Origin of the sequence: Sphingobacterium sp. UBA865, from assembly GCF_002295765.1 — a bacterium.
GTDB classification, from domain to species: domain Bacteria; phylum Bacteroidota; class Bacteroidia; order Sphingobacteriales; family Sphingobacteriaceae; genus Sphingobacterium; species Sphingobacterium multivorum.
The window spans coordinates 91549-112515 of record NZ_DBGB01000013.1; the positions used below are offsets into that span (position 1 = coordinate 91549).

The following is a 20967-nucleotide window of genomic DNA, read 5'->3' on the forward strand; positions in this document are numbered from 1 at the left end:
GCATAAAAACGCAAAATCAAACAAATTACCATAAAAGTCAATTTTATTTCGTTCCTTCCGACAATGCACGTATTTTTGTGGCGCTACATCATTTAAATTAACGATTCATATCTTATATGCGTAATCTATTCCTTCGCTATACGCTGCATTCTGATTTTATTATATACACCATCCGGGTATTGATTGGCTTCCTTATAGGTTATCCCTTTTTCGTATCTTTTCCCCAATATTCGGTTTCCTGGACACTAATCTCCATTATATTGGTCATTTCACCGCAAGAGAATGAGTCGAAAAAAATAGCCATCGACCGGGCTAAATCCAACTTTATAGGATCAGCAATTGGTCTCAGTCTATATTTCGTTCCCATTTCGCAACTCTATGCCATGATTATCGGTATTGTTGCATCATTGATTACATGCAAGCTACTCAATATTATGGCTGTGGCAAGGACATCCATGGTGGCACTCATTATCGTCTACCTTCACGAACAGCAAAGTCGCTCTTACTTCGCCGCTTTGGATCGCTTTGGCTGTGTGTGCTTAGGTTGTCTGATTGGATTGGGCGTCATCCTGTCAACGAGTAATATTATTCTGAAATTAAGAAAAAGGTACAATTGTTGAGTTATACGCCTACCTGTCTAAAAGGCAATATACTTACCTTCAGTACCATAGCCCAAATGGTCAAGATTTCTTTCTTATAAATAAGAATAAAATTCACTCAAATTTCCGATCACTCAGAATTATATTCAGAATTTTATATACAATTTTGAATTTTATACTTTTTTGCCTACCTTTGCAGTCGAAATGACAAAAGTAGAATATAATTTAGACCAGGTCGACTATAAAATCTTGCGCCTAATGCAGGATAATGGACGGATCAACAATGCTGACATCGCAAGAGAATTAGGCATGGCACCATCGGCGATCCTCGAGCGCGTAAAGAAGCTCGAGCAAAAAGATGTGATTTTAAAGTATAGTGCCAAGATCAATCCTGCCGCGGTCGATCAGAAACTTTTATCGTTTATTTTTATCAAAGCCAATGATATTATTGGCGAACAGGGTGTAGGGTTGGCACTTGCGGAAATCCCTGAAGTTCAAGAGGTACACGACATTGCAGGTGACGATGGTTACCTTATTAAAGTAAGAACTGCGGATTCTACAGGTTTAGTGGATCTCATGCGAAATACCTTAAGTAAAGTGGAAGGTATTATTTCAACGCGGACAACAATTGTACTTCAGACTGTCAAGGAAGATCAGCAGGTTGTCATACCTGAGTAATAGAAAGGAGGTTTAATCATGTTGCAAGGACAAAAAAAGGCTGCTAGCCCATTAATGGTTGTAGTTGCTTATTTCATTATTTATGTGGTATGGGGCTCAACCTTTTTCTTTATAGAAAAAGCGTTGCATAGTTTCCCCCCATTTATTTTGGGTTCGTTTCGATTTGTTGCAGCCAGTGCAATTCTAATGACATATTGTGCTATAAAAGGGTATAGATTATTTAACAAGCGTTCTATTCAAGAGGCCGCAATCGTAGGTTTTTTATTGCTCTTTGTCGATATGGCCGGGGTTATCTGGGCCGAGCAATATGTGTCTGGTGGTGTTGCCGCTATTATTGCCGCAGCCGCTGCAATCTGGTTTATTTTATTGGATAAACCCAAGTGGAAAGAAAACTTTAGCAGCATTAGCACGGTTGCTGGTGTAGCATTAGGTTTCTGTGGTGTTGTGATGCTTTTCGCTGAACAGATCATGGCGACCAATGATCATACAGACGGTACGCTTAAGGTAATTGCCCTATCTATTTTGGTATTGGGTTCTATCGCTTGGACTGTAGGTTCATTGATTTCCAAGTATTTTAAAAAATCCGAAAAAGAAGAAAAAGAGGACCTGCATGTTATGGTGAAGACTGCTTGGCAAATGGTTACCGCAGGTGTTCTCTTTAATATCACGGCGCTATTTACCGGTGAATATGCATCATTTACACTGAGCAGTGTAGCACCTATTGACTGGTTTAACTTGGGGTATTTAATCACATTTGGTTCCATCCTTGCTTTTAGCTCGTATATTTGGTTATTGCAGGTACGTCCAGCAATGGAAGTAAGTACCTATGCTTATGTGAACCCAATTATTGCACTTATATTAAGTCATTTTTTTACTTCGCATGTGGTGACCTCATTGCAAATTGTTGGACTAGCGGTTATTCTATTCTCGGTCCTATTAATGAACTGGAAAGCATATCGTACCAAGCTGTCCTCGCGCAGCAAAAGGAAAAAGATCCTTCAGCAGGAGAATAGTTTAGAGCGTTTGATAGCAGCGGATCCCCAAACGGACAACAAACATATTCCTGAGACGGAATTAGTTCATTAGGTTGTTATTTTTCTAATTATATGGGCAAAGCTTAACGTGTAACAATGTTAAGCTTTTGTTGTTTTTAAAAATTAGCTAACATTGGATAAGATTTGTTCATATATAATTGGCTAACTTTGCGTACTATTTGGTTAAATTAAAAAGAATGAATATTTCGAAGCAAATTGCCTTTATTGGTAGCCTTGGTGTCGCTTCGCTTTTGATGATTACAGGTTGTACAAAACAACTCCATCCAACGCAAAAAGATTTCCAACAATATCATATCAATAGCGATATGCAAGCTGATCCTGCAGTCGTGTCAATCTACGAACCCTTCAAACACAAAATGGAAGCGGAGATGAATCGTGTGATTGGACATGCGGACAAGGCATTGACAAAAGAGAAAACAGCGGAAACATTAATGGGCAATTTTTTTTGTGAAGCCTTGTTGTGGATGAGTGAACACAATGCCCATAACCCCGCGGATTTGGCGTTCGCAACAAAAGGTGGTATCCGAAATGATCTTAAAGCAGGCGATATTACAGTAGGACATATTTTTGAGGTTATGCCCTTTGAGAACACATTGACGATACTCGAGCTCAAAGGTAGTCAGATTCGTCAGTTGGCTGACTATATTGCTACAACACATGGACAACCTATAGCCGGAATGACGTTGACAATTACGGGCAACAAAGCTCAGGACATAAAGATCAAAGGTCAAGCTATTGAAGACAATAAGTTATATAAATTAGTGACCTATGATTATCTTGCCAATGGTGGTGACAACCTCAGCCTGTTGACACAACCTGTATCCCGGGCTAATTATCCGCAACGCATGCGTGAAGGTTTGATTGAATATGTGAGCGAATTAACAAAAGAAGGCAAAAAAGTAAATGCAGAATTAGATGGAAGAATTAAAATCAATTAACCGAAGATCTTTTATCAAGCAAGTTGGTGGATTTTCTGCTGCAGTTGCTTTGGGATCACTTCCTTTTCAAGTCGACGCGAAGAGCAAAAAGGTAAAACTTACAATTTTACATACCAACGATGTTCATAGCCGTATTGAACCGTTTCCAATGGACGGCGGGAAATATCAGGGATTGGCTGGTGTTGCGCGCCGAAGTACACTGATCAATAAAATCCGCAAAGAAGAAGAACATCTTCTATTACTCGATGCAGGCGATATGTTTCAAGGTACCCCCTATTTTAATCTTTTTGGAGGAAAACTTGAACTTGACCTCATGACAAAGTTAGGTTATGATGCCGGGACATTTGGAAATCATGAATTTGACAATGGTCTTGACGGTCTTTTAAAGTACCTGGATCACGCTAAATTTCCGTTCTTAACGGCAAATTACGACTTCAAAGGAACCGTATTGGAGGGCAGAACCCAAGATTATACCATATTCCATAAAGGTGGAATAAAAATAGGCGTGTTTGGACTAGGGGTAGATATTGAGGGATTGGTTGACCCCAATAACTTCAGGGGAATGAAATATTTGGATCCTATTGAAGTTTCCAACAAGGTGGTCCGCACATTGAAAGAAAAACACAAATGTGATTTGGTCATCTGTTTATCGCATTTGGGCTATCAATATGAAAACGACAAGGTGTCGGATCTGATCCTTGCCGCCAAAACCTCAGACATTGATCTCATTATCGGAGGACATACGCACACCTTCTTAAATGAACCAACACTGGTTACAAATTTAAAAGGAACAAAGACCGTTGTGAATCAAGTCGGTTTTGCTGGAATTAATCTAGGACGTATTGACTTTATTATGGAACCAGGGTCTGACAAGAAACAAATGGTCGCAAGTACCTATCAGGTCAATCCGACAATTCCGGAGTCCATGTTGGCATAATATAATCTAATTTTAACAAATGCCAAGTTGACTAATCAATTTGGCATTTTTTTTACCAATACTATAAGAAGACGTATGAAGTAAAAACTTATACGGTCTATACACGCTGATTCGTCATTCAATGAAAAGAATTTTATCGATTTACCTCGACTCCTTTAAGGGACTGTCTCAAGCCGCATGGCTACTTGCCATAGTGATGCTCATTAATAGAATGGGAAGTATGGTGATTCCCTTTCTTGGCCTCTACATGACCCAGGTTCTACATTTTGACATTAAACAGGTCGGTGTGGTATTGATGAGTTATGGATTCGGCTCCGTTTGTGGTTCCTATATTGGTGGCTGGCTGACTGACCGGATTGGCAGCTTCAAGGTTCAGTTCGGAAGTCTGGTATTGGCGGCCCCTTTATTCTTACTGATCCCACATTTCAAAGAGGTACAGTCCTTATCCATCATGATTTTTACGTTAAGCTTAATCTTTGATGCCTTCAGACCTGCAAACTCCGTGTCAGTGGCAAGTTACGCTAAACCCGAAAATATCACGCGCGCCTTTTCATTGAATCGTCTTGCCATAAATCTGGGATTTTCAATCGGCCCGGCGGTGGCTGGATTTTTGGCCACCATCTCATTCAATTGGATCTTTTATGGAAATTCTTTTGCCGTCCTTTGCGCTGCAGTGATTTTCTTTGTCTTTTTTCATAAACGAGAAAAAAGAAGCGATATTAAATCTACAAAAGAGATTACTGCTGAAAACGAATTACCTCAAAAGACACGAAATCCCTATACCGACCTGCCTTTTGTCTTATTCAATATCTTTTGTTGCATTTTCTCATTCTGTTTCTTTCAGTTGATCACAACGTTACCTATTTTCTACCGAGAAGTTCACCATTTGAATGATCACCAAATCGGATTTCTACTCGGCTGGAGTGGATTCGTTATCGTATTACTGGAGATGTTCATTGTCCATATAGCTGAAAAAAGATTCTCGCTTATAAGCACGCTCGTCTTTGGAACATTTTTATGTGCCAGCTCTTATGCCATGTTAAATTTTTCAGGTGGACTCGGGTGGTTATATTTCACATTCTTTATCTTCGGCCTTGGCGAGATGCTGACACTACCATTTATGGCAACGGTTTCTGTTAACCGTTCGACACCTAAAACACAAGGAGCATACATGGGGTTCAATTCGTTGGCATTTTCAGCTGCAAATATATTTTCGCCGCTTTTAGGGACTAGCATTGTCGATTCCTTCGGTTTTACAACCTTATGGTGGGCAACCGCATTAACCTTATCTGCTACGGCGATCGGATTCTACTTGGTTCTGAGATGGATGAAGTAACCTACACTTGAGAAATGAAAAACGGGTGTATGCTCATGTGAGATACACCCGTTTTTCATTAAACATGCCTGAAACCTACCAAATTTTGATACGTTTATCGACCGGAACAAACATTTTGTCGCCGTTCTTTGTATCCCAAGCCTTATGGAAAGCATCTAGGTTAATGATTGGGGCAAAAGCACGGTACTGTGCTGGAGAATGTGGATCAGTTTTTACTTGATTGACCACAAACTCATCGGTAGTTTTCGTTCTCCAAATCGTTGCCCAGGAAAGGAAAAAGCGCTGGTCCTGTGTAAAACCATCTATTAAACCAGGATTTCCCTTATCGTTCAGATAGAGTTGCAATGCATCAAAAGCCACTGATGAGCCACCTAAATCCCCAATATTCTCCCCTAATGTAAAGCGACCGTTCACAAAAACACCTGGTACAGGTTCGTAGGACTCAAACTGACGTACCAAAGCATCAGCTGCTGCTTCAAATTTCGCCTTATCACTGTCGCTCCACCAATTGTTCAGGTTTCCATTCCCATCGTATTTCGCACCCTGGTCGTCAAATCCGTGCGAAAGTTCGTGACCAATTACCGCACCAATACCGCCGAAATTAACTGCAGCATCAGCTTTATAATCATAGAATGGCGGCTGAAGAATCGCTGCTGGAAAGACAATCTCATTAAACAGTGGACTATAGTAAGCGTTCACAGTCTGTGGAGTCATCCCCCATTCAGATTTGTCCACTGGCTTATCTTGTTTCGCCAAATTCTGGTAAAATGCCCATTTACTCGAAGCTAATACATTTTCATACAACGATGTCCCAACATCAAGTTTGCTAAAATCTTTCCATTTATCCGGGTAACCAATTTTAACTTTAAACTTAGTCAGTTTGTCCAATGCCTTTACTTTCGTTTCATCCGACATCCAAGTCAATCCCTTGATATGCTGCCCGAAAGATTTAACGAGGTAGCTTACAAGCTCTTCCGCTTCAGCTTTGGCCTTTGGAGGGAAGTTTTCTTTCACATACAATTTCCCTAATAACTCACCTGCGATCGAATTGACAAATTCCACACCGCGCTTGTCCAGAGCACGCTGCTCCTTTTGTCCTTTTAACTTACGACCCCAGAAATCAAAATACAGATCATTTAACTCCTGTGTAGTATATGACGCTGCATTATTTAAAATATGAAATGTCAATAGCTCTTTGATCACCGGTAGATTTTCAGGGTTGAAAACCCGATCCAAATTTTCGTAATACTTTATTTCCGGTACAATAACAGTATCAGCCTTAAAACCGACATCCTTTAGGTACTTTGCAATATCGACGTTTTTCACAATCTTTTTTAGATCGGCTACAGCGATCGGATTATATCGCCCATTTGCATCGCGTGATTGCTCAACGGTTTTAAGGTTTGCCGCCAGCTGCTTTTCAAAGGCGACAATTTTTGGACCTTTTAAATCCTTCGTAATTTGGCCTGATTTAGCATAAAGTGCAGAAATATAATTTGAATAATCCGTTAACGTTTCTTCGTTCTTCTTATCTTTTACTTGATAATAAGAACGTCCAAGCCCCAGACTTCCTCCGCCGAGGTATACTGTATTAACATCGGAATTTTTAAGATGCGCATATACATAGCCACTAAAAAAAGGATTTCCACCAATCGGTGCTACCTCAACAAGATAGTTGTATAAATCATCAAAATTTTTAATTGCTGCAATTTTAGCAAGATAAGGTTTAACAGGTTCTAAACCAAGTTTATTACGTGTTTTCATATCCACAAATGATTTATACAAATCACCTATTTTCTGATTGTCTGTACCCTTTTGGAATTGTCCAGTTAGCGATTCTTGCAAGACCTTCAACGTAGCAATATCGGTGTTTTCACGCAATTCGTCGAAAGAACCCCAACGTGCTTTATCAGAGGGTATTTTGACTGTTTTCATCCAGTGTCCATTCACAAAATTATAAAAGTCATCTTGAGGACGAACACTCTTGTCCATGTAACTCACATTGATTGCGTTGTTTTGCGCTTGGCCCGCCAATGAGCCGCAGGTCAACAAAGCTGCTAAAAGTAGATTTTTCTTCATATAAAAATTTAGTTTGTCTATCGCTATACACAAACTTAAGCAAAGTTCTTCTATTGTTAATGCAACAATTGGGATTCTAATCGCAACTAAAATTAATGGGGATAATTAAGTCTTGGTTTTATTGCGTGTTGATTTACGTAGTACAAGGATAAAAATCAATAGAAACAGTGCGACACCGGCAATCCAAATCCACGGATTAGCATACCATAACGTCCCATTCGCTTCTTTAAGCTTTTGATTCTCTTCCAGGGTAATCTGTGCTTTCAATAAAAAAACTGAAAAAACAGGACAAACTATTAAAGCAGTCTTTTTCATATTTAATCAATTCATATGAATAGAATACTCTTTTAGCTGTTTTTGTTTGAAGGAATTAAATTATCCTTGTTTGATTTCGCCTAAATAAACCACGTCTTTTAGATCAAAAGGAGTTTCTTGATACACAAAGTAATTCAACCAATTATTGAAAAGAAGATTCGCATGACTTGTCCAGCGCACCAGAGGGCGATTTTCGGGGTTGTCATCAACATAATAATTTGCCGGCTTAGCAATCTCCTGCCCTTTTTCTAAGTCTCTTTTATACTCTTCATCCAGTGTAAAAGGAGCATATTCTGAATGTCCCGTCAAATAAAACTCGCGTCCCCCGCGTGAAGAAACGATAGCAATACCGGCTTCTGGCGATTCTGAAAGAATTTCTAAACCCTCTTTTACCAGGAGATCATCCTTCTCAATTGTTGTATGGCGGCTGTGCGGTATAAAGAACTCATCGTCAAATCCACGGAATAAAGGATGTCTTTTGTTTAACGCAGTGTGCTTAAATACACCAAAAAGTTTTTCCGTTAATGGCTTCTTCTCTACACCATAGAAATGATACAATGCAGCTTGAGACGCCCAACAGATATACAAACTTGATGTTACATGGGTCCTTGCCCAGTCGAAGATGGTCTGAATTTCATCCCAGTAGGTCACTTCCTCAAAAGCAACCATTTCAACTGGAGCCCCCGTAATAATCATTCCGTCGTAGAAATTCTCCTTAACCTCGGTCAAGCTCTTGTAAAACATTTCCAAATGCTCTTCGGGGGTATTCTTTGAAACATGCGTTTCAAGTCGCAAAAATTCCATTTCCACCTGCAAAGGATTATTTGACAGCAAACGAATAAAATCTGTCTCTGTCGTAATTTTAAGCGGCATTAAGTTCAGTACCAAAACACGAAGCGGTCTGATATCCTGCTCATTTGCTCTTAAATCACTCATGACAAATATATTCTCCTTTTTCAACAGCTCAATGGCAGGAAGGTTATTAGGAAGTTTGACCGGCATAGATAATTTCTCCTTATACAATTAGCATGCAAAATTAGCAAGAAAATGCCATAAATGCTAAATGAAACATAAATTATCTTCCATTATATTGTTATAGTCTCCAAGACCAAAAGCTATTCCTTGCTTAAATCCAATAGGGATTTTCTGAATTTCTGCGACCCAAAGTTCATTCCACCTACGTGTTTAATGACCAGCTTACCAGCCTTATCCAAAATAATCGTTGTTGGTATGCTTGTGGTACTCAATTCTTTGGGTAAAGCCGAATTTAATTGATAGACCGGTAGACTATATTTTCTTTTCGCCATAAACTTCCGCGAAGCGCTAAGATTTCCATCGATATCGACAGCCAAAATAACAATAGCATCGTTGCCCTTAAAGTCCTTATAGAGTTGATCCAAGGAAGGCATCTCAGCAAGACATGGTGGACACCATGTCGCCCATAAATTAATAACCACAACTTTTCCTTTGAGCTGGTTTAGGCTCAATATATTGTTTTTACTGTCCCTAAAACTAAGATTGTATCCTTCGGTTCTGCTCTTATTCTCCTCCTCGACCACACAATGCTTGCTTGCTTTAACCAAAAATGGATTGCAAAACAACAAACTAACCAATAAAAGGAGACTATAATTTACTTTTTTTGTCATATAACACTTTAACTAAGCTTAAACATTACCATAACGTTTGTATCCTAATTTGATTGCTTTTATAGCAGAAAATTAATCGAATTTTTTCACGCGTTTTTTTAACGGATTTTTCAGCGGCAATGGAGGTTTAAAATTCGGTGTTAGAATACGAAAGCGAAAAGGTAAGTGTAAAAGATATTACAAACAAATTTAGGGATATGTATATTATATAGTATGAAAATAAGTAAATGAATATGAGCAAAGAGAAATCAATACAAGAAATTGAAATTAACGGCAAAGTTTACCAGTATAGTTCTATTAAAGATCTCCCTCAAGGTAATGTTATGCACCTACCGTTCAGCATCCGGATACTACTGGAAAATGTATTGCGAAACCATGATGGATTCAGTATCACAGACGAGCATGTCAATACCCTGATTCATTGGACTCCACAACCTGTTGACAAAGATATCCCCTTCAAACCGGCCAGAATTTTAATGCAGGATTTCACCGGAGTACCTGCTGTAGTCGATATGGCATCACTACGTGCCGAATTTATCCGTCATGGCAAGGATGGACAAAAAATAAATCCTGCTATCCCGGTGGATCTGGTCATTGATCATTCCGTTCAGGTCGACTACTTTGGTACACAGTACTCGTATGACAAGAATGTCGAGTTGGAATATGAACGCAACCGTGAGCGTTATGAACTCCTTAAATGGGCACAGAAAGGATTAAAAAATTTTACCGTTGTTCCCCCAGGTATGGGTATCTGCCATCAGGTCAACTTGGAATATCTTGCCAAAGGAGTCATTGAACGTGACAATTGGCTTTTTCCTGACACATTAGTAGGGACAGATTCGCATACACCAATGGTCAATGGTATTGGTGTATTAGGTTGGGGAGTTGGTGGTATTGAGGCCGAGGCAGCCATGCTTGGACAACCCATCTTTTTCACCTGCCCCGAGGTTATCGGCCTTAAACTTACGGGCAAAATACCAGCGACATGCACCGCGACGGACATGGTTCTTTCCATCACAAAAATACTTCGTGATACAGGTGTTGTGGGCAAATTTGTTGAAGTATTTGGCGATGGATTGGACAGCCTTTCGGTGACAGATCGTGCGACAATATCCAATATGTCACCAGAATTCGGCTGTACGGTTACCTATTTTCCGATCGATGACCGAACCCTTGAATACATGCATAGCACCAATCGAAGTGCCGAACAGATTAAAATTGTTGAAGATTATTGTAAAAGCAATTTACTTTGGCGGACAGGCAAGGAAGAAATTCAATATTCGTCGGTTGTTGAATTCAATTTATCAAGTCTGGAGCCAACTGTATCCGGCCCTAAGCGACCTCAGGATAAAATTCTTGTGAAAGATCTAAAAACTACATTTTCACATCTCTTGGATAGCGAACACCATCGACAGTATATCCCTGTTCTACAGCGATCGGAATCTGCTTGGCTTGCCGACGGCGGGTCTGGTACGGAGTTTACCTTTGGTAAGGTACCTATTGAACATGATTCACCGCATGAAGTTATCCAAGAGTCTATTCATGCTGTGCGCATCAAGCACAATCATAAAGAATATATTGTCAGTGATGGCAGTATTGCCATTGCCGCCATAACAAGCTGTACCAATACGTCGAACCCTACTGTGATGATCGGCGCAGGATTATTGGCCCGTAACGCTATCGAGCGTGGACTGCGGACCAAATCCTGGGTAAAGACCTCCTTAGCCCCTGGTTCAAAAGTCGTTACACAATACCTTGAAAGATCAGGACTTAGTGCTGATCTCGATGCCCTGCGTTTTCACACGGTGGGTTACGGTTGTACCTCCTGTATTGGAAACTCGGGTCCTCTTCCACCACAAATAGCAGAGGCAGTGGAAAAAGGTGAACTCATTGTCGCATCGGTATTGTCTGGTAACCGAAATTTTGAGGCGCGTGTGCATCCTCAGGTAAAAATGAACTTTTTAATGTCGCCGATGCTTGTTGTTGCCTATGCGTTAGTCGGAAGAGTTGATATTAATCTTTTGGAGGAGCCGCTCGACTACGACCCGAATGGTGAGCCCGTATATCTGAAAGATATTTGGCCGAGCCGCGAGGATATTATGGAAACCGTCAATGCCTGCGTCAAACAATCGGATTTTCAAGAAGTTTATGATGTCATCTTCGATGGTTCAACAGACTGGCAAGAACTTGAAGTGAATCTGGATCAAAATTACCAGTGGGACAACACGTCTACCTACATTAAAGAATCACCTTTTTTTGAAAATTTACAGGCTGTACCAAATCCGATACAAGACATCCAAAAGGCAAGGGTGTTACTTTATCTTGGTGATTCGGTTACAACGGATCATATCTCACCTGCAGGGTCATTCAAAGAAGAAACTGCGGCTGGGCAATACCTCAGCGCACATCAGGTAAGTAAAGAAGATTTTAATTCGTATGGATCTAGACGTGGGAACCACGAAGTTATGATGCGTGGAACATTTGCCAATGTGCGTATTAAAAACAAAATTACTGATCGTGAAGGTGGATTTAGCCGTTATTTCCCAAGCAATGAGGTGAAGACGGTATATGAAACCGCAATGGAATATCGAAAAAACAACACTGCACTCATTGTGCTGGCAGGAAAAGAGTATGGTTCGGGCTCCTCAAGAGATTGGGCTGCAAAGGGAACATTCCTGCTCGGCGTACGGGCGGTTATTGCTGAAAGTTTTGAGCGTATTCACCGAAGTAATCTTGTCGGTATGGGGGTAGCACCACTTGTGTTTATCAATGACGAAAATGCAGAGAAATTAGGACTAGATGGAACAGAAGTCTATAGCATCACGGGACTTGCGAACGATTTAACACCCCATAAACTCCTCTCGGTAAAGGCGGTGCATGACAATGGAAAAACAACCACATTTCAAGTGAAAGCAAGACTCGATTCTGCCATTGAAATCGAGTATTTTAAGAATGACGGTATTCTGCAATATGTGCTACGGCAATATTTAAAAAACAACTAATATTCGGCAAATTGAAGAATCGAAATAGCTAAAAAAGTAAAGGGCACTCTATAGAGTGCCCTTTAACAACTATATTAAAACCTACCAGAGTTCTACAATACTTCAGTCTTGCCCCCAGAATTATGTTTTATGGCTATGCCAAATATAGTTGGAAAAAATTACCCTTTTTATCCCTGAAATCAGGTATTTTGCATATAATCGGATGTAGCGCATTCACTTCATTTTAAAGTAAAATCATTCGGGAGAATTGTTTATTTTCGCTAAGATCAATGCCAACAGCATACAGAATGAAAGAACTTATCGAACAAACAATCACGAAACAAACATGGACTCCTGAACTGAAACAAGTTCAGGAATTCTACAAATGCACCTTTGAGCAATGTGATTTTCAGAGCGCGGAACTGTTAGACCTCATTTTCACAAATTGTGAATTTAAATCGTGTAATCTTTCCAACGTCAGTCTGAAGGGCACACAACTAGATCATGTTGTCTTTAATGACTGCAAAATGCTAGGTATACACTTTAATGAATGTAGTTCATTTTCCTTTCATGTTAATTTCAGCAACTCGGTATTGGATTACTCCTCTTTTTTTGAACGAAATATAAAGAAATTTCAGTTTGATCACTGTTCGTTGCAACATGTGGATTTTGAACGAGCTAATCTGCAACAGGCGGTGTTTAGAAAAGCGAATTTGTTAAATGCCCGTTTTATACAAAGCAATCTCGAAGGCTGTGATTTTCGGTCCTCCATCAACATCCAGCTCGATCCCGAGGCCAATCGCATGAAAAAAAGTAAATTTGGTCGGGAACAGCTGCCTGGACTATTGCTTAAATATCAGTTGGCCATCGATTAAATCTCAGAATGGGGTTTGATAAGGGCCTGAAGATCGTTGCATGAGATCGGCTCGATTTCGATTTATCATTAAATAACGGATTTCAGGGATATAACACCTTACATTGAATCAGGATATTTGTCTTTCAAAGTTTAAGAAGATGAAAAAAATATCCCTATCGTTCGTAGCTATCTTGGCGGCCAGCAGCATGTCGTTTGCACAAATCAATAAAGCATTCAAGATCAACTATGCCATTACCTATTCCGTCGATCCCAGCGAAGAAGCGCAAGCAGCTCCAGTTTCTGTCTACGAAGCTTATGTTAACAATGATAAAATAAAAGTTGTATCGGCTTCCGGAGACGGCGAAGAGTCCATCTTTCTCGTTAAAAAAAATGAAGAGCAATCGGTTATATTATACCCAGGACTGGCAAAATATGTCGTGAAAGAAAATGAGCTTAGCTCACATGCGATCAAACTCGTCCCAAACCAGACGAAAATGATCGCTGGTTATCCCTGCAAACTAGCGCAGGTAGAAATTCCTATTTCGGAAGATAACGCGGAAAACAGTACCCTATCGATTTGGTATAGCGATAAACTGCCAGTCGCCTATTGGGAGGGCTTTGATCTGTTCAAAAAAATACCTGGGGCTGTGCTGCAGCTAACAACACCGCTTGGCATGAATATGATTGCGCAGAACATCACCGATAGCCAACTGGACGAAAAGGATTTTATTGTACCTGAGGATTATGAACAAGTAGCATCCATTTATGATGACGAAGAGGATGCGGAAGATAGCAACCAGATTGCTGAAAATCTCTATTTATTTGAAGATGCTGCAACTAGCCTTTTGGGGGTAAAAGACGGCGATGAAAAAACAATTGTGCCAGCACAATACCTTTACATTGCTCCATTTGTTGGCGACCTGAGTATAGTTCAATATAAAGATGAAAAATATGGTGCCATTAATCTCACCGGTAAACCAATCCTCCCCTTCCGATACGATTATTTAGGTTACGATGACCATCTTGGCCAACTGGTTTTTGGACTAAACGAAAAATATGGGGTCATGGATAAGTCTGGTAAAATTTTGATCCCAGCAAATTATGATATGATATCATTCATTAACGGGGGCTATGCTGTATTTCAAGTGAAAGATAAATATGGCATATTGAATCAAGCGGGTAAAATAATTGTCCCGGCAACGTATAGCTTTATTTCTGAAAACAATGCAACGCATTTCGTCAGCATTGAAAACGACAAGTATAATCTTACTGATATTAAGACCAATAAAATCGTTGCGCCCGACTACGATTTGATTTCAATTACCGAAGAACCCAATCTTTTCCTTGCAAGCAAAGGTGGAAAGTATGGGTATTTAGATGGTCAGGGAAAAGTTGCAATACCATTTATATACAGTGGAGCTACCTCGTTCAGCGATGGCGTGGCTTCTGTTTCATTAGCGGATTCGGACGATGTAATTTTGATTAATACAAAAGGCGAACGTGTGGAAATAGATGCTGCGGCAGAGGCAACAGATATAATTTAAACATCAGCAACCAAAAAAGGCAACAGATCTATCTGTTGCCTTTTTGGTTGCTGATCATCAATGATCAGTATAAGGTTATTTTTTCTTTTTAAACAGCATTTTGCCGATCGTAAATAAAATCACCACAATTATGCCTCCACCTAGGCCAAATAACAGCTCTTTTAGCATGCTTGGCAGAGCGGGTAGCGCGTGATGTAAGAAATCAATATAATGCGCAAATATTCCGCCTGAAACTAAAATTAAAGCAAATGTACCAACCACAGCCAATAACTTGATAACAAAAGGCAGTGCGCGGACTAAAAAACGACCTAAACTCGCTACAGGGCCTTTCTCACGGGAGGTTTTAATCAATTTATAACCCGCATCGTCCATCCGAACGATAAGTGCCACAATACCATAGACTCCAACTGTGGCTAAAAAAGCAACAAGCGAAACCGTAATAATTTGTAAGGACAAGCTTTTTCCAAGAACTGTTCCTAAAGCGATAATGACGATCTCCACGGAAAGAATAAAATCTGTCGTGATAGCCGATTTTACCTTCGCTTTTTCAACAGCAACTGAGTTTTCAGCAACGACAGTCTCTACTTTCGTTTCTTCTGTAGCATGTTTGCGGTGAAACAGGTATTCAATAATCTTTTCAACACCTTCAAAAGCAAGGTAGAAACCACCCAAAATTAAAATATATTTGATGGCAATTGGAAAAAAGACGTTCAGTAATAAAGCAATAGGTACAATGATCAACTTATTGAGCAGCGAACCCTTTGTAATTGCCCATAAAACTGGGAGCTCACGTGAAGCCAAAAAACCAGTCGCTTTCTCTGCATTTACCGCTAAATCGTCACCTAAGATTCCAGCAGTTTTTTTTGTTGCGATTTTGCTCGCCACTGCTACATCATCCATCAACGCTGCAATATCATCTAGTATTGCAAATATTCCTGAAGCCATATTTATATAAAAATTGAACGTAAAAATATAAATTTAATTCAATTTTGAACTAAAGAATTTAATCCATTTGTAATATTAAGCTACATTACATTTGATTTAAATACGTAATTTTAATACCACAAGGACAACCGTTATGAAAAATTCACTTACACTGCAGGAACAGTCAATGCTACTTGAAACACTAAAACAAAGGTTTCAGAAATTTCCTAAAAGACATCCACAGATCAGTTGGGATGATGTTGCGCATAAATTACTTGAAAATCCCAAGAAATTGTGGAGCTTGTTCCAAATGGAAAAGAGCGCTGGCGAACCCGACCTTATTCTGATTGATGCAAACAAAGAACAGTATGCTTTTGTGGATTGTGCTGAAGAAAGTCCCAAAGGAAGAAGAAGCCTCTGTTTTGACCAAAGAGCCATGGATGAAAGGAAAGAAAACAAGCCTATTGGGAATGCTGTGGAAGAAGCTAAGAAAATGGGGACTGAGCTACTAAATGAAGAACAATATCGCCAACTTCAACAATTAGGTGAATTTGATTTAAAAACTTCCAGCTGGATACAAACACCAGATGCCATCCGCAAGCTTGGAGGTGCCTTATTCTGTGACCGACGTTACAACCAAGTCTTTACCTATCATAATGGCGCAATCTCCTATTATGCCGCACGTGGATTTCGCTGCATACTTTTTCTTTAAAAGTCCCTAACCTTCAAAATTTAAAACCTATATGAAAACAATTGTAATAGCCACCCTGCTCTTTTGCTGGGGAGCTGCCCAACCGCTTTTTTCACAAGTATCTTTTCCATCGTTCTTGGAAGGGACATGGAAGGTGGACAATAAAGAGCAATACGAACAATGGGATCGTATAAATGAACACGAATTAAAGGGACTTTCCTATACGTTGAAAAATGGGCAAAAGATCGTCAGTGAATACCTAAAATTGACCAAAATAAAGGATAAAGTTGTATACACAGCACTGGTCATCGGACAAAACCATGGAAAAGAAGTCAATTTTGAGCTAAGTTATCAGGATAGTACCTATACGTTTATCAATGAGGCCCATGATTTCCCCAATTACATTCGGTACACACCAGTCGCCACAAACCGACTTCACATTGTAGTGGAAGGAAAATCGGGAAGAGCCAGGTCTTTTTATGCGAGCAGAATTGCACCGACCACGACTGAAGGAAACCCAAATTACGATCAAGAGCTCGCAAAAAAATTGGGGGCTGATGATTATGGAATGAAATCCTACATCTTTGTCCTCCTCAAAACTGGCGAGAATAAAACAACAGACAAACAATTCATTAATGAATGTTTCAAAGGTCACATGGAAAATATCAATCGTCTCGTAAAAAATGGGCAATTGATTGTTGCTGGCCCATTTGGAAAAAATGACGACAACTTTCGGGGCCTTTTTATCTTAAATAACATGGCTTCAACTGATGCGGCAAAGCATATTTTAGAGAACGATCCAGCGATAAAAAACGGCCTCTTAGAAGCTTCGTTTTACCCCTGGTATGGTTCAGCTGCCTTGGCAGAATATCTGTCCCAAGTAGATAAAATCTGGAAAAAACAACATTAGCCCTTTGGTCATGACATAGGATTGTCATTGGCCGATCTAACTTTGGGGAAAACTAAGCGAAATGAATAATAAAATAATCCCTTCATTCAGTATAATAGGTCTTGCCATCCGTACAAGCAACCAAAATGGGCAGGCGGCGAAAGACATTCCAGAACTTTGGGCCCGCTTTTTTAAAGAAGATGTGTTGAGCCGTATTCCCAACAAGATATCCAGCGAACTCTATTGTATCTATACCGAATATGAAAAAGATCACACATTGCCTTATACGACTTTATTAGGCTGTAAAGTCAGCAATCTTGAAGAACTACCCGAAGACTTGGACGGTATTCATATCGCTGAAAACCATTACCGACATTTTACAGCAGAAGGAAATTTGGAAGATGGCATCGTTTATGAAACTTGGCAAAGGATATGGCGTTCGGATTTACCCAGAACGTATGCCGCAGACCTCGAAATATATGGCGAAAAAGCCCAAAACCCACACGATGCAAAGGTGGATATATACATAGGCATTCATTAGGGTCTTTATCGTAACAAAACGTATGTGTTAAGGTATTTATCGTTTATTTTAAACTAAATAACCCTTACCTTTGTGTCGATTTAAAGAAAAACATGATGCAAGGCAATACGACATACAGAAAAAAAGTTGTTCGATATAGCTATCTAAAATTAATTGGAAGTTCAGCGCTCGTCAGTATCGTTTGTTGTGTATTGGCATACAGCCTCAAACACAGCACAGCTTATGTACAGGAAGAATTGTTTGAAAGTGTATCTTCCTGGGATGCCAAACTTTTTATTGTTTTACCCAGCATAGGTATTACAGCGATTTACTTCTTACGGAAATACGCTTTTCAAAACAGAAAAAACAAAGGGATCAAAGAAATTTATACGACACTAGAAACAAGAAAAGACCATTTACCTTTTTTTAAGATTCCTTCACATTATATCAATGGTTTTCTAACGGTAGTTTTTGGTGGGTCAACCGGTGTTGAAGTTTCTACAGTTGTTGCATCAGCCACGGTGGGTAACCAAGCGTATAAGCGATTACATCCAGCTTGGGCTTACAAAACCGAGTTGATCTGCGCTGGCGTAATCGCTGGAGTCACCCTGTTGTTTGGAAGTGCATTGGGTGGTTTTCTTTTTGCTTTTGAGGTAATTGCACGCAGATATAACAAGACCTTGCTCATTAGCGGACTAACTTCAATGGCCCTGGCTTCCGTATTTGTCTATTATCTTGACGCAAGTCCTTTGTTTACATTTGAGGTAAAAGCATGGCGATGGCAAGCGATCCCTTTTGTCGCTATTTTGGGATTGATTGGCGGGATTTTAGCATTATATTTTACTAAAACGGTAATTTATGCGAAGTCCTATTTTGCAGGCATAAAAAGTAATTTTATCCGTGTCAACTTGGGTGCAATCACCGTTGGAACATTTATCTTTTTCTTACCGGTACTCTATGGCGACAGCTATCATGGTCTTGGAGAGGTTCTAAAAAGCAGTCTGCATGATTCTGTCAATTTACTTTACTTTCTTCCGTTGATCCTGCTTGTTCTCTTAAAACCTTTTGTGGCTTCTCTGACGCTAGGTGCTGGTGGTGACGGCGGCGTTTTTGCCCCCAGTATTGTTACAGGTGCATTGTTAGGCGTTTTGTTTGCACAGCTTTGCAACCATTATCTAGGCACACAATTGGTGGTTATTAATTTTGCCCTTTTTGGTGCTGCAGCAATGCTTTCTGCGGCTATACATGCACCTTTCACGGCGATCTTTATTATTGCAAGCCTTGTTCCTTCCGGATATTTATTACTAGCCCCCCTACTCATCAGCAGTTTTATTGCGAAAACGCTAGCTAAAAAACTATATCCTTATAACGTATACACCTATAAGGAAGTGGCGACGGCCAGGTAATCAAAAGAAATTAAATACGAAAGCGGCTCAGACATCAATCTGAGCCGCTTTTTCTTGCCATTAGTCTTCTCTGCTCCCATCATCTGCCATGCGGACAATCTTGGGCGAAAATTTTGCCACGACATCAACAAGATCTTTTTGTGAAGCCATGACAGTGTGGATGTCTTTATAGGCCATCGGCGCTTCATCCATCCCTGCTCCAAGCAGCATAACACCTTGATCTTTAAGCATCGCATGAAGGTCATGGGAAGATAAGGTTTTAATCGCTTGTGTACGGCTCATCAGTCGACCTGCCCCATGAGATGCCGATTGTATAGCATTCGACTCCCCTTTTCCGCGAACCAAAAACCCTGGTGTCGCCATGGAGCCCGGAATAATCCCCATTACCCCTTTTGCAGCGGGCGTCGCACCCTTTCGGTGTACAATAACATCTTGACCATTCCAAGTTTCCTTCCATGCAAAATTGTGGTGATTTTCAACTTTCGCCAACAATTCAGCTCCTAAAGCCAACGTGATCTTGTCATGGATCACTTCGTGGCAGGCTGACGCATAATCGCCAGCGAGATTCATGGCCAGCCAATACTCCTGTCCCTCATGGCTATCCAGGTCCAAATAAGCCAGATTTTCCGCTTGATAAGGTAACTTACACAGGGATTTGGCCAGCTTGGTATAATGTGCTGCTAGGGTAGCGCCCATTCCTCTTGAACCCGAATGTGTCAACAAACCCAAATAACTGCCGCTATCAATGTTTAAAACCTCATCTCTTTCCTCAAATTCGACTATACCAAATTCCACAAAATGATTCCCCCCACCGGAAGAGCCCAATTGGGTCCAGGCTTTATCCTTCAAGGAGGAAAGTAAACTATTCTCATTGAATAATTTGTTTTCCAGTACAGCATGATCTACGCGTTCATGTCTCAGGTATCCATTACCAGCCCCAAATTTACTGTTTCGTAGAATAATTTCTTTCAGCGTCATTATATTGTGCTCCACAAATGAACCCGGTAGATCAAAGATGGACAAAGCCATGCGACAGCCAATATCGACACCAACACCATAAGGGATCACGGCATTATTTGTCGCCAGAACTCCTCCGATTGGCAATCCGTATCCTTGATGGGCGTCTGGCATCAATGCTCCGGCAACCGAAACTGGTAATTTCATGGCGATATTCATCTGTGCTTTCGCCCCTGTTTCAATTTCAGACGAACCGTAAATGGTATAATCCGCCGGGTTTTCGTTCAAGACAATTAATGACTTGTCAATTGCCTCTTGCCCAAGCAGAGCACTCGCTAAAATTCCGAAAACAGCATCATCAGAATAGCTGGTCGGATTTTCCAAAACAGCTTTAAACTTTTCAAGCATTTCTGCCCGCGTAAAACCGTGTCTTTTACTGTTGATCTTCAGTGCTACTCCCAAGCTATGATTTTCTTTATATCCCAAAGCAATTAAGTCATTGCCGTTTATTCTCTTATTTTCCATTTTCTTACTTTCTAATTTATAGAGTAGCTTTACAAATCCTCCAAAGCAGGTAACAACAGCTCTTTACGTTGCTACCTGCATCTCTTTCAAT

19 protein-coding genes are annotated in these 20967 nt (G+C 40.2%); 13 read left to right on the plus strand and 6 right to left on the minus strand.

Annotated elements, in window-relative coordinates; all coding sequences use genetic code 11:
• Positions 1-116 precede the first annotated feature (116 nt).
• The 6 genes from B2O97_RS07610 to B2O97_RS07635 all read left to right on the plus strand — a co-directional run bounded on the left by B2O97_RS07610 (position 117) and on the right by B2O97_RS07635 (position 5543).
• Positions 117-620, plus strand: a complete 504-nt coding sequence (locus tag B2O97_RS07610) for an FUSC family protein (RefSeq protein ID WP_286767211.1) — start codon at positions 117-119, stop codon at positions 618-620.
• Positions 621-803: 183 nt separating this feature from the next.
• Positions 804-1277 (plus strand): Lrp/AsnC family transcriptional regulator, encoded by a 474-nt coding sequence (locus B2O97_RS07615; protein WP_046673335.1) that lies wholly within the window; start codon positions 804-806, stop codon positions 1275-1277.
• A gap of 18 nt (positions 1278-1295) precedes the next feature.
• Entirely contained in the window at positions 1296-2363 is a 1068-nt protein-coding gene (locus B2O97_RS07620; RefSeq protein WP_070564029.1) for an EamA family transporter, read from the plus strand.
• Positions 2364-2508: 145 nt separating this feature from the next.
• Positions 2509-3270, plus strand: a complete 762-nt coding sequence (locus B2O97_RS07625; protein ID WP_236560201.1) for a 5'-nucleotidase C-terminal domain-containing protein — start codon at positions 2509-2511, stop codon at positions 3268-3270.
• The gene (locus tag B2O97_RS07630) at positions 3248-4207 is read left to right on the plus strand and encodes a bifunctional metallophosphatase/5'-nucleotidase (RefSeq protein ID WP_286767212.1); all 960 of its coding nucleotides are present in this window, start codon (positions 3248-3250) and stop codon (positions 4205-4207) included. The genes B2O97_RS07625 and B2O97_RS07630 overlap by 23 nt, the downstream gene beginning before the upstream one ends.
• Before the next feature lie 121 nt (positions 4208-4328).
• Positions 4329-5543, plus strand: a complete 1215-nt coding sequence (locus tag B2O97_RS07635) for an MFS transporter (RefSeq protein ID WP_070564026.1) — start codon at positions 4329-4331, stop codon at positions 5541-5543.
• Between the two features lie 75 nt (positions 5544-5618).
• On the opposite strand, the gene B2O97_RS07640 is transcribed toward B2O97_RS07635, so the two are convergent.
• The 4 genes from B2O97_RS07640 to B2O97_RS07655 form a co-directional block, all read right to left on the minus strand.
• Positions 5619-7622, minus strand: a complete 2004-nt coding sequence (locus B2O97_RS07640; RefSeq protein WP_046673331.1) for a M13 family metallopeptidase — start codon at positions 7620-7622, stop codon at positions 5619-5621.
• A gap of 105 nt (positions 7623-7727) precedes the next feature.
• Complete coding sequence (locus B2O97_RS07645) at positions 7728-7937, minus strand: hypothetical protein (protein ID WP_286767213.1); 210 nt, start codon at positions 7935-7937, stop codon at positions 7728-7730.
• Between the two features lie 60 nt (positions 7938-7997).
• Positions 7998-8939: a homoserine O-acetyltransferase MetA gene (metA, locus tag B2O97_RS07650; protein WP_070564023.1), complete on the minus strand. Its 942-nt coding sequence runs from the start codon at positions 8937-8939 to the stop codon at positions 7998-8000.
• A 113-nt stretch (positions 8940-9052) separates the two neighbouring features.
• A complete protein-coding gene (locus B2O97_RS07655) occupies positions 9053-9583 on the minus strand; it encodes a TlpA family protein disulfide reductase (RefSeq protein ID WP_070564020.1) in 531 nt (176 codons plus the stop codon).
• 233 nt (positions 9584-9816) lie between these two features.
• On the opposite strand from B2O97_RS07655, the gene acnA reads away from it, so the two are divergent.
• From acnA to B2O97_RS07670, 3 genes are all read left to right on the plus strand, one after another.
• On the plus strand, positions 9817-12585 hold the full coding sequence (gene acnA / locus B2O97_RS07660) for an aconitate hydratase AcnA (protein ID WP_286767214.1): 2769 nt from the start codon (positions 9817-9819) through the stop codon (positions 12583-12585).
• A gap of 287 nt (positions 12586-12872) precedes the next feature.
• Positions 12873-13439: a pentapeptide repeat-containing protein gene (locus tag B2O97_RS07665; RefSeq protein ID WP_070564014.1), complete on the plus strand. Its 567-nt coding sequence runs from the start codon at positions 12873-12875 to the stop codon at positions 13437-13439.
• Positions 13440-13578: 139 nt separating this feature from the next.
• Complete coding sequence (locus tag B2O97_RS07670; RefSeq protein WP_070564010.1) at positions 13579-14964, plus strand: WG repeat-containing protein; 1386 nt, start codon at positions 13579-13581, stop codon at positions 14962-14964.
• A 75-nt stretch (positions 14965-15039) separates the two neighbouring features.
• Here the strand turns inward: B2O97_RS07670 and B2O97_RS07675 are convergent, their stop codons facing one another.
• Positions 15040-15909: a DUF808 domain-containing protein gene (locus tag B2O97_RS07675; RefSeq protein ID WP_070564007.1), complete on the minus strand. Its 870-nt coding sequence runs from the start codon at positions 15907-15909 to the stop codon at positions 15040-15042.
• A 133-nt stretch (positions 15910-16042) separates the two neighbouring features.
• Between B2O97_RS07675 and B2O97_RS07680 the strand changes: the two genes are divergently transcribed.
• From B2O97_RS07680 to B2O97_RS07695, 4 genes are all read left to right on the plus strand, one after another.
• Entirely contained in the window at positions 16043-16600 is a 558-nt protein-coding gene (locus B2O97_RS07680; protein ID WP_070564004.1) for a DUF4256 domain-containing protein, read from the plus strand.
• A 31-nt stretch (positions 16601-16631) separates the two neighbouring features.
• On the plus strand, positions 16632-17489 hold the full coding sequence (locus tag B2O97_RS07685) for a DUF6265 family protein (protein ID WP_070564001.1): 858 nt from the start codon (positions 16632-16634) through the stop codon (positions 17487-17489).
• A 61-nt stretch (positions 17490-17550) separates the two neighbouring features.
• On the plus strand, positions 17551-18009 hold the full coding sequence (locus B2O97_RS07690) for a GyrI-like domain-containing protein (protein WP_046673474.1): 459 nt from the start codon (positions 17551-17553) through the stop codon (positions 18007-18009).
• A gap of 92 nt (positions 18010-18101) precedes the next feature.
• A complete protein-coding gene (locus B2O97_RS07695; RefSeq protein ID WP_236560203.1) occupies positions 18102-19394 on the plus strand; it encodes a chloride channel protein in 1293 nt (430 codons plus the stop codon).
• A 60-nt stretch (positions 19395-19454) separates the two neighbouring features.
• On the opposite strand, the gene B2O97_RS07700 is transcribed toward B2O97_RS07695, so the two are convergent.
• Entirely contained in the window at positions 19455-20876 is a 1422-nt protein-coding gene (locus B2O97_RS07700; RefSeq protein ID WP_286767215.1) for an RtcB family protein, read from the minus strand.
• Positions 20877-20967 lie beyond the last annotated feature (91 nt).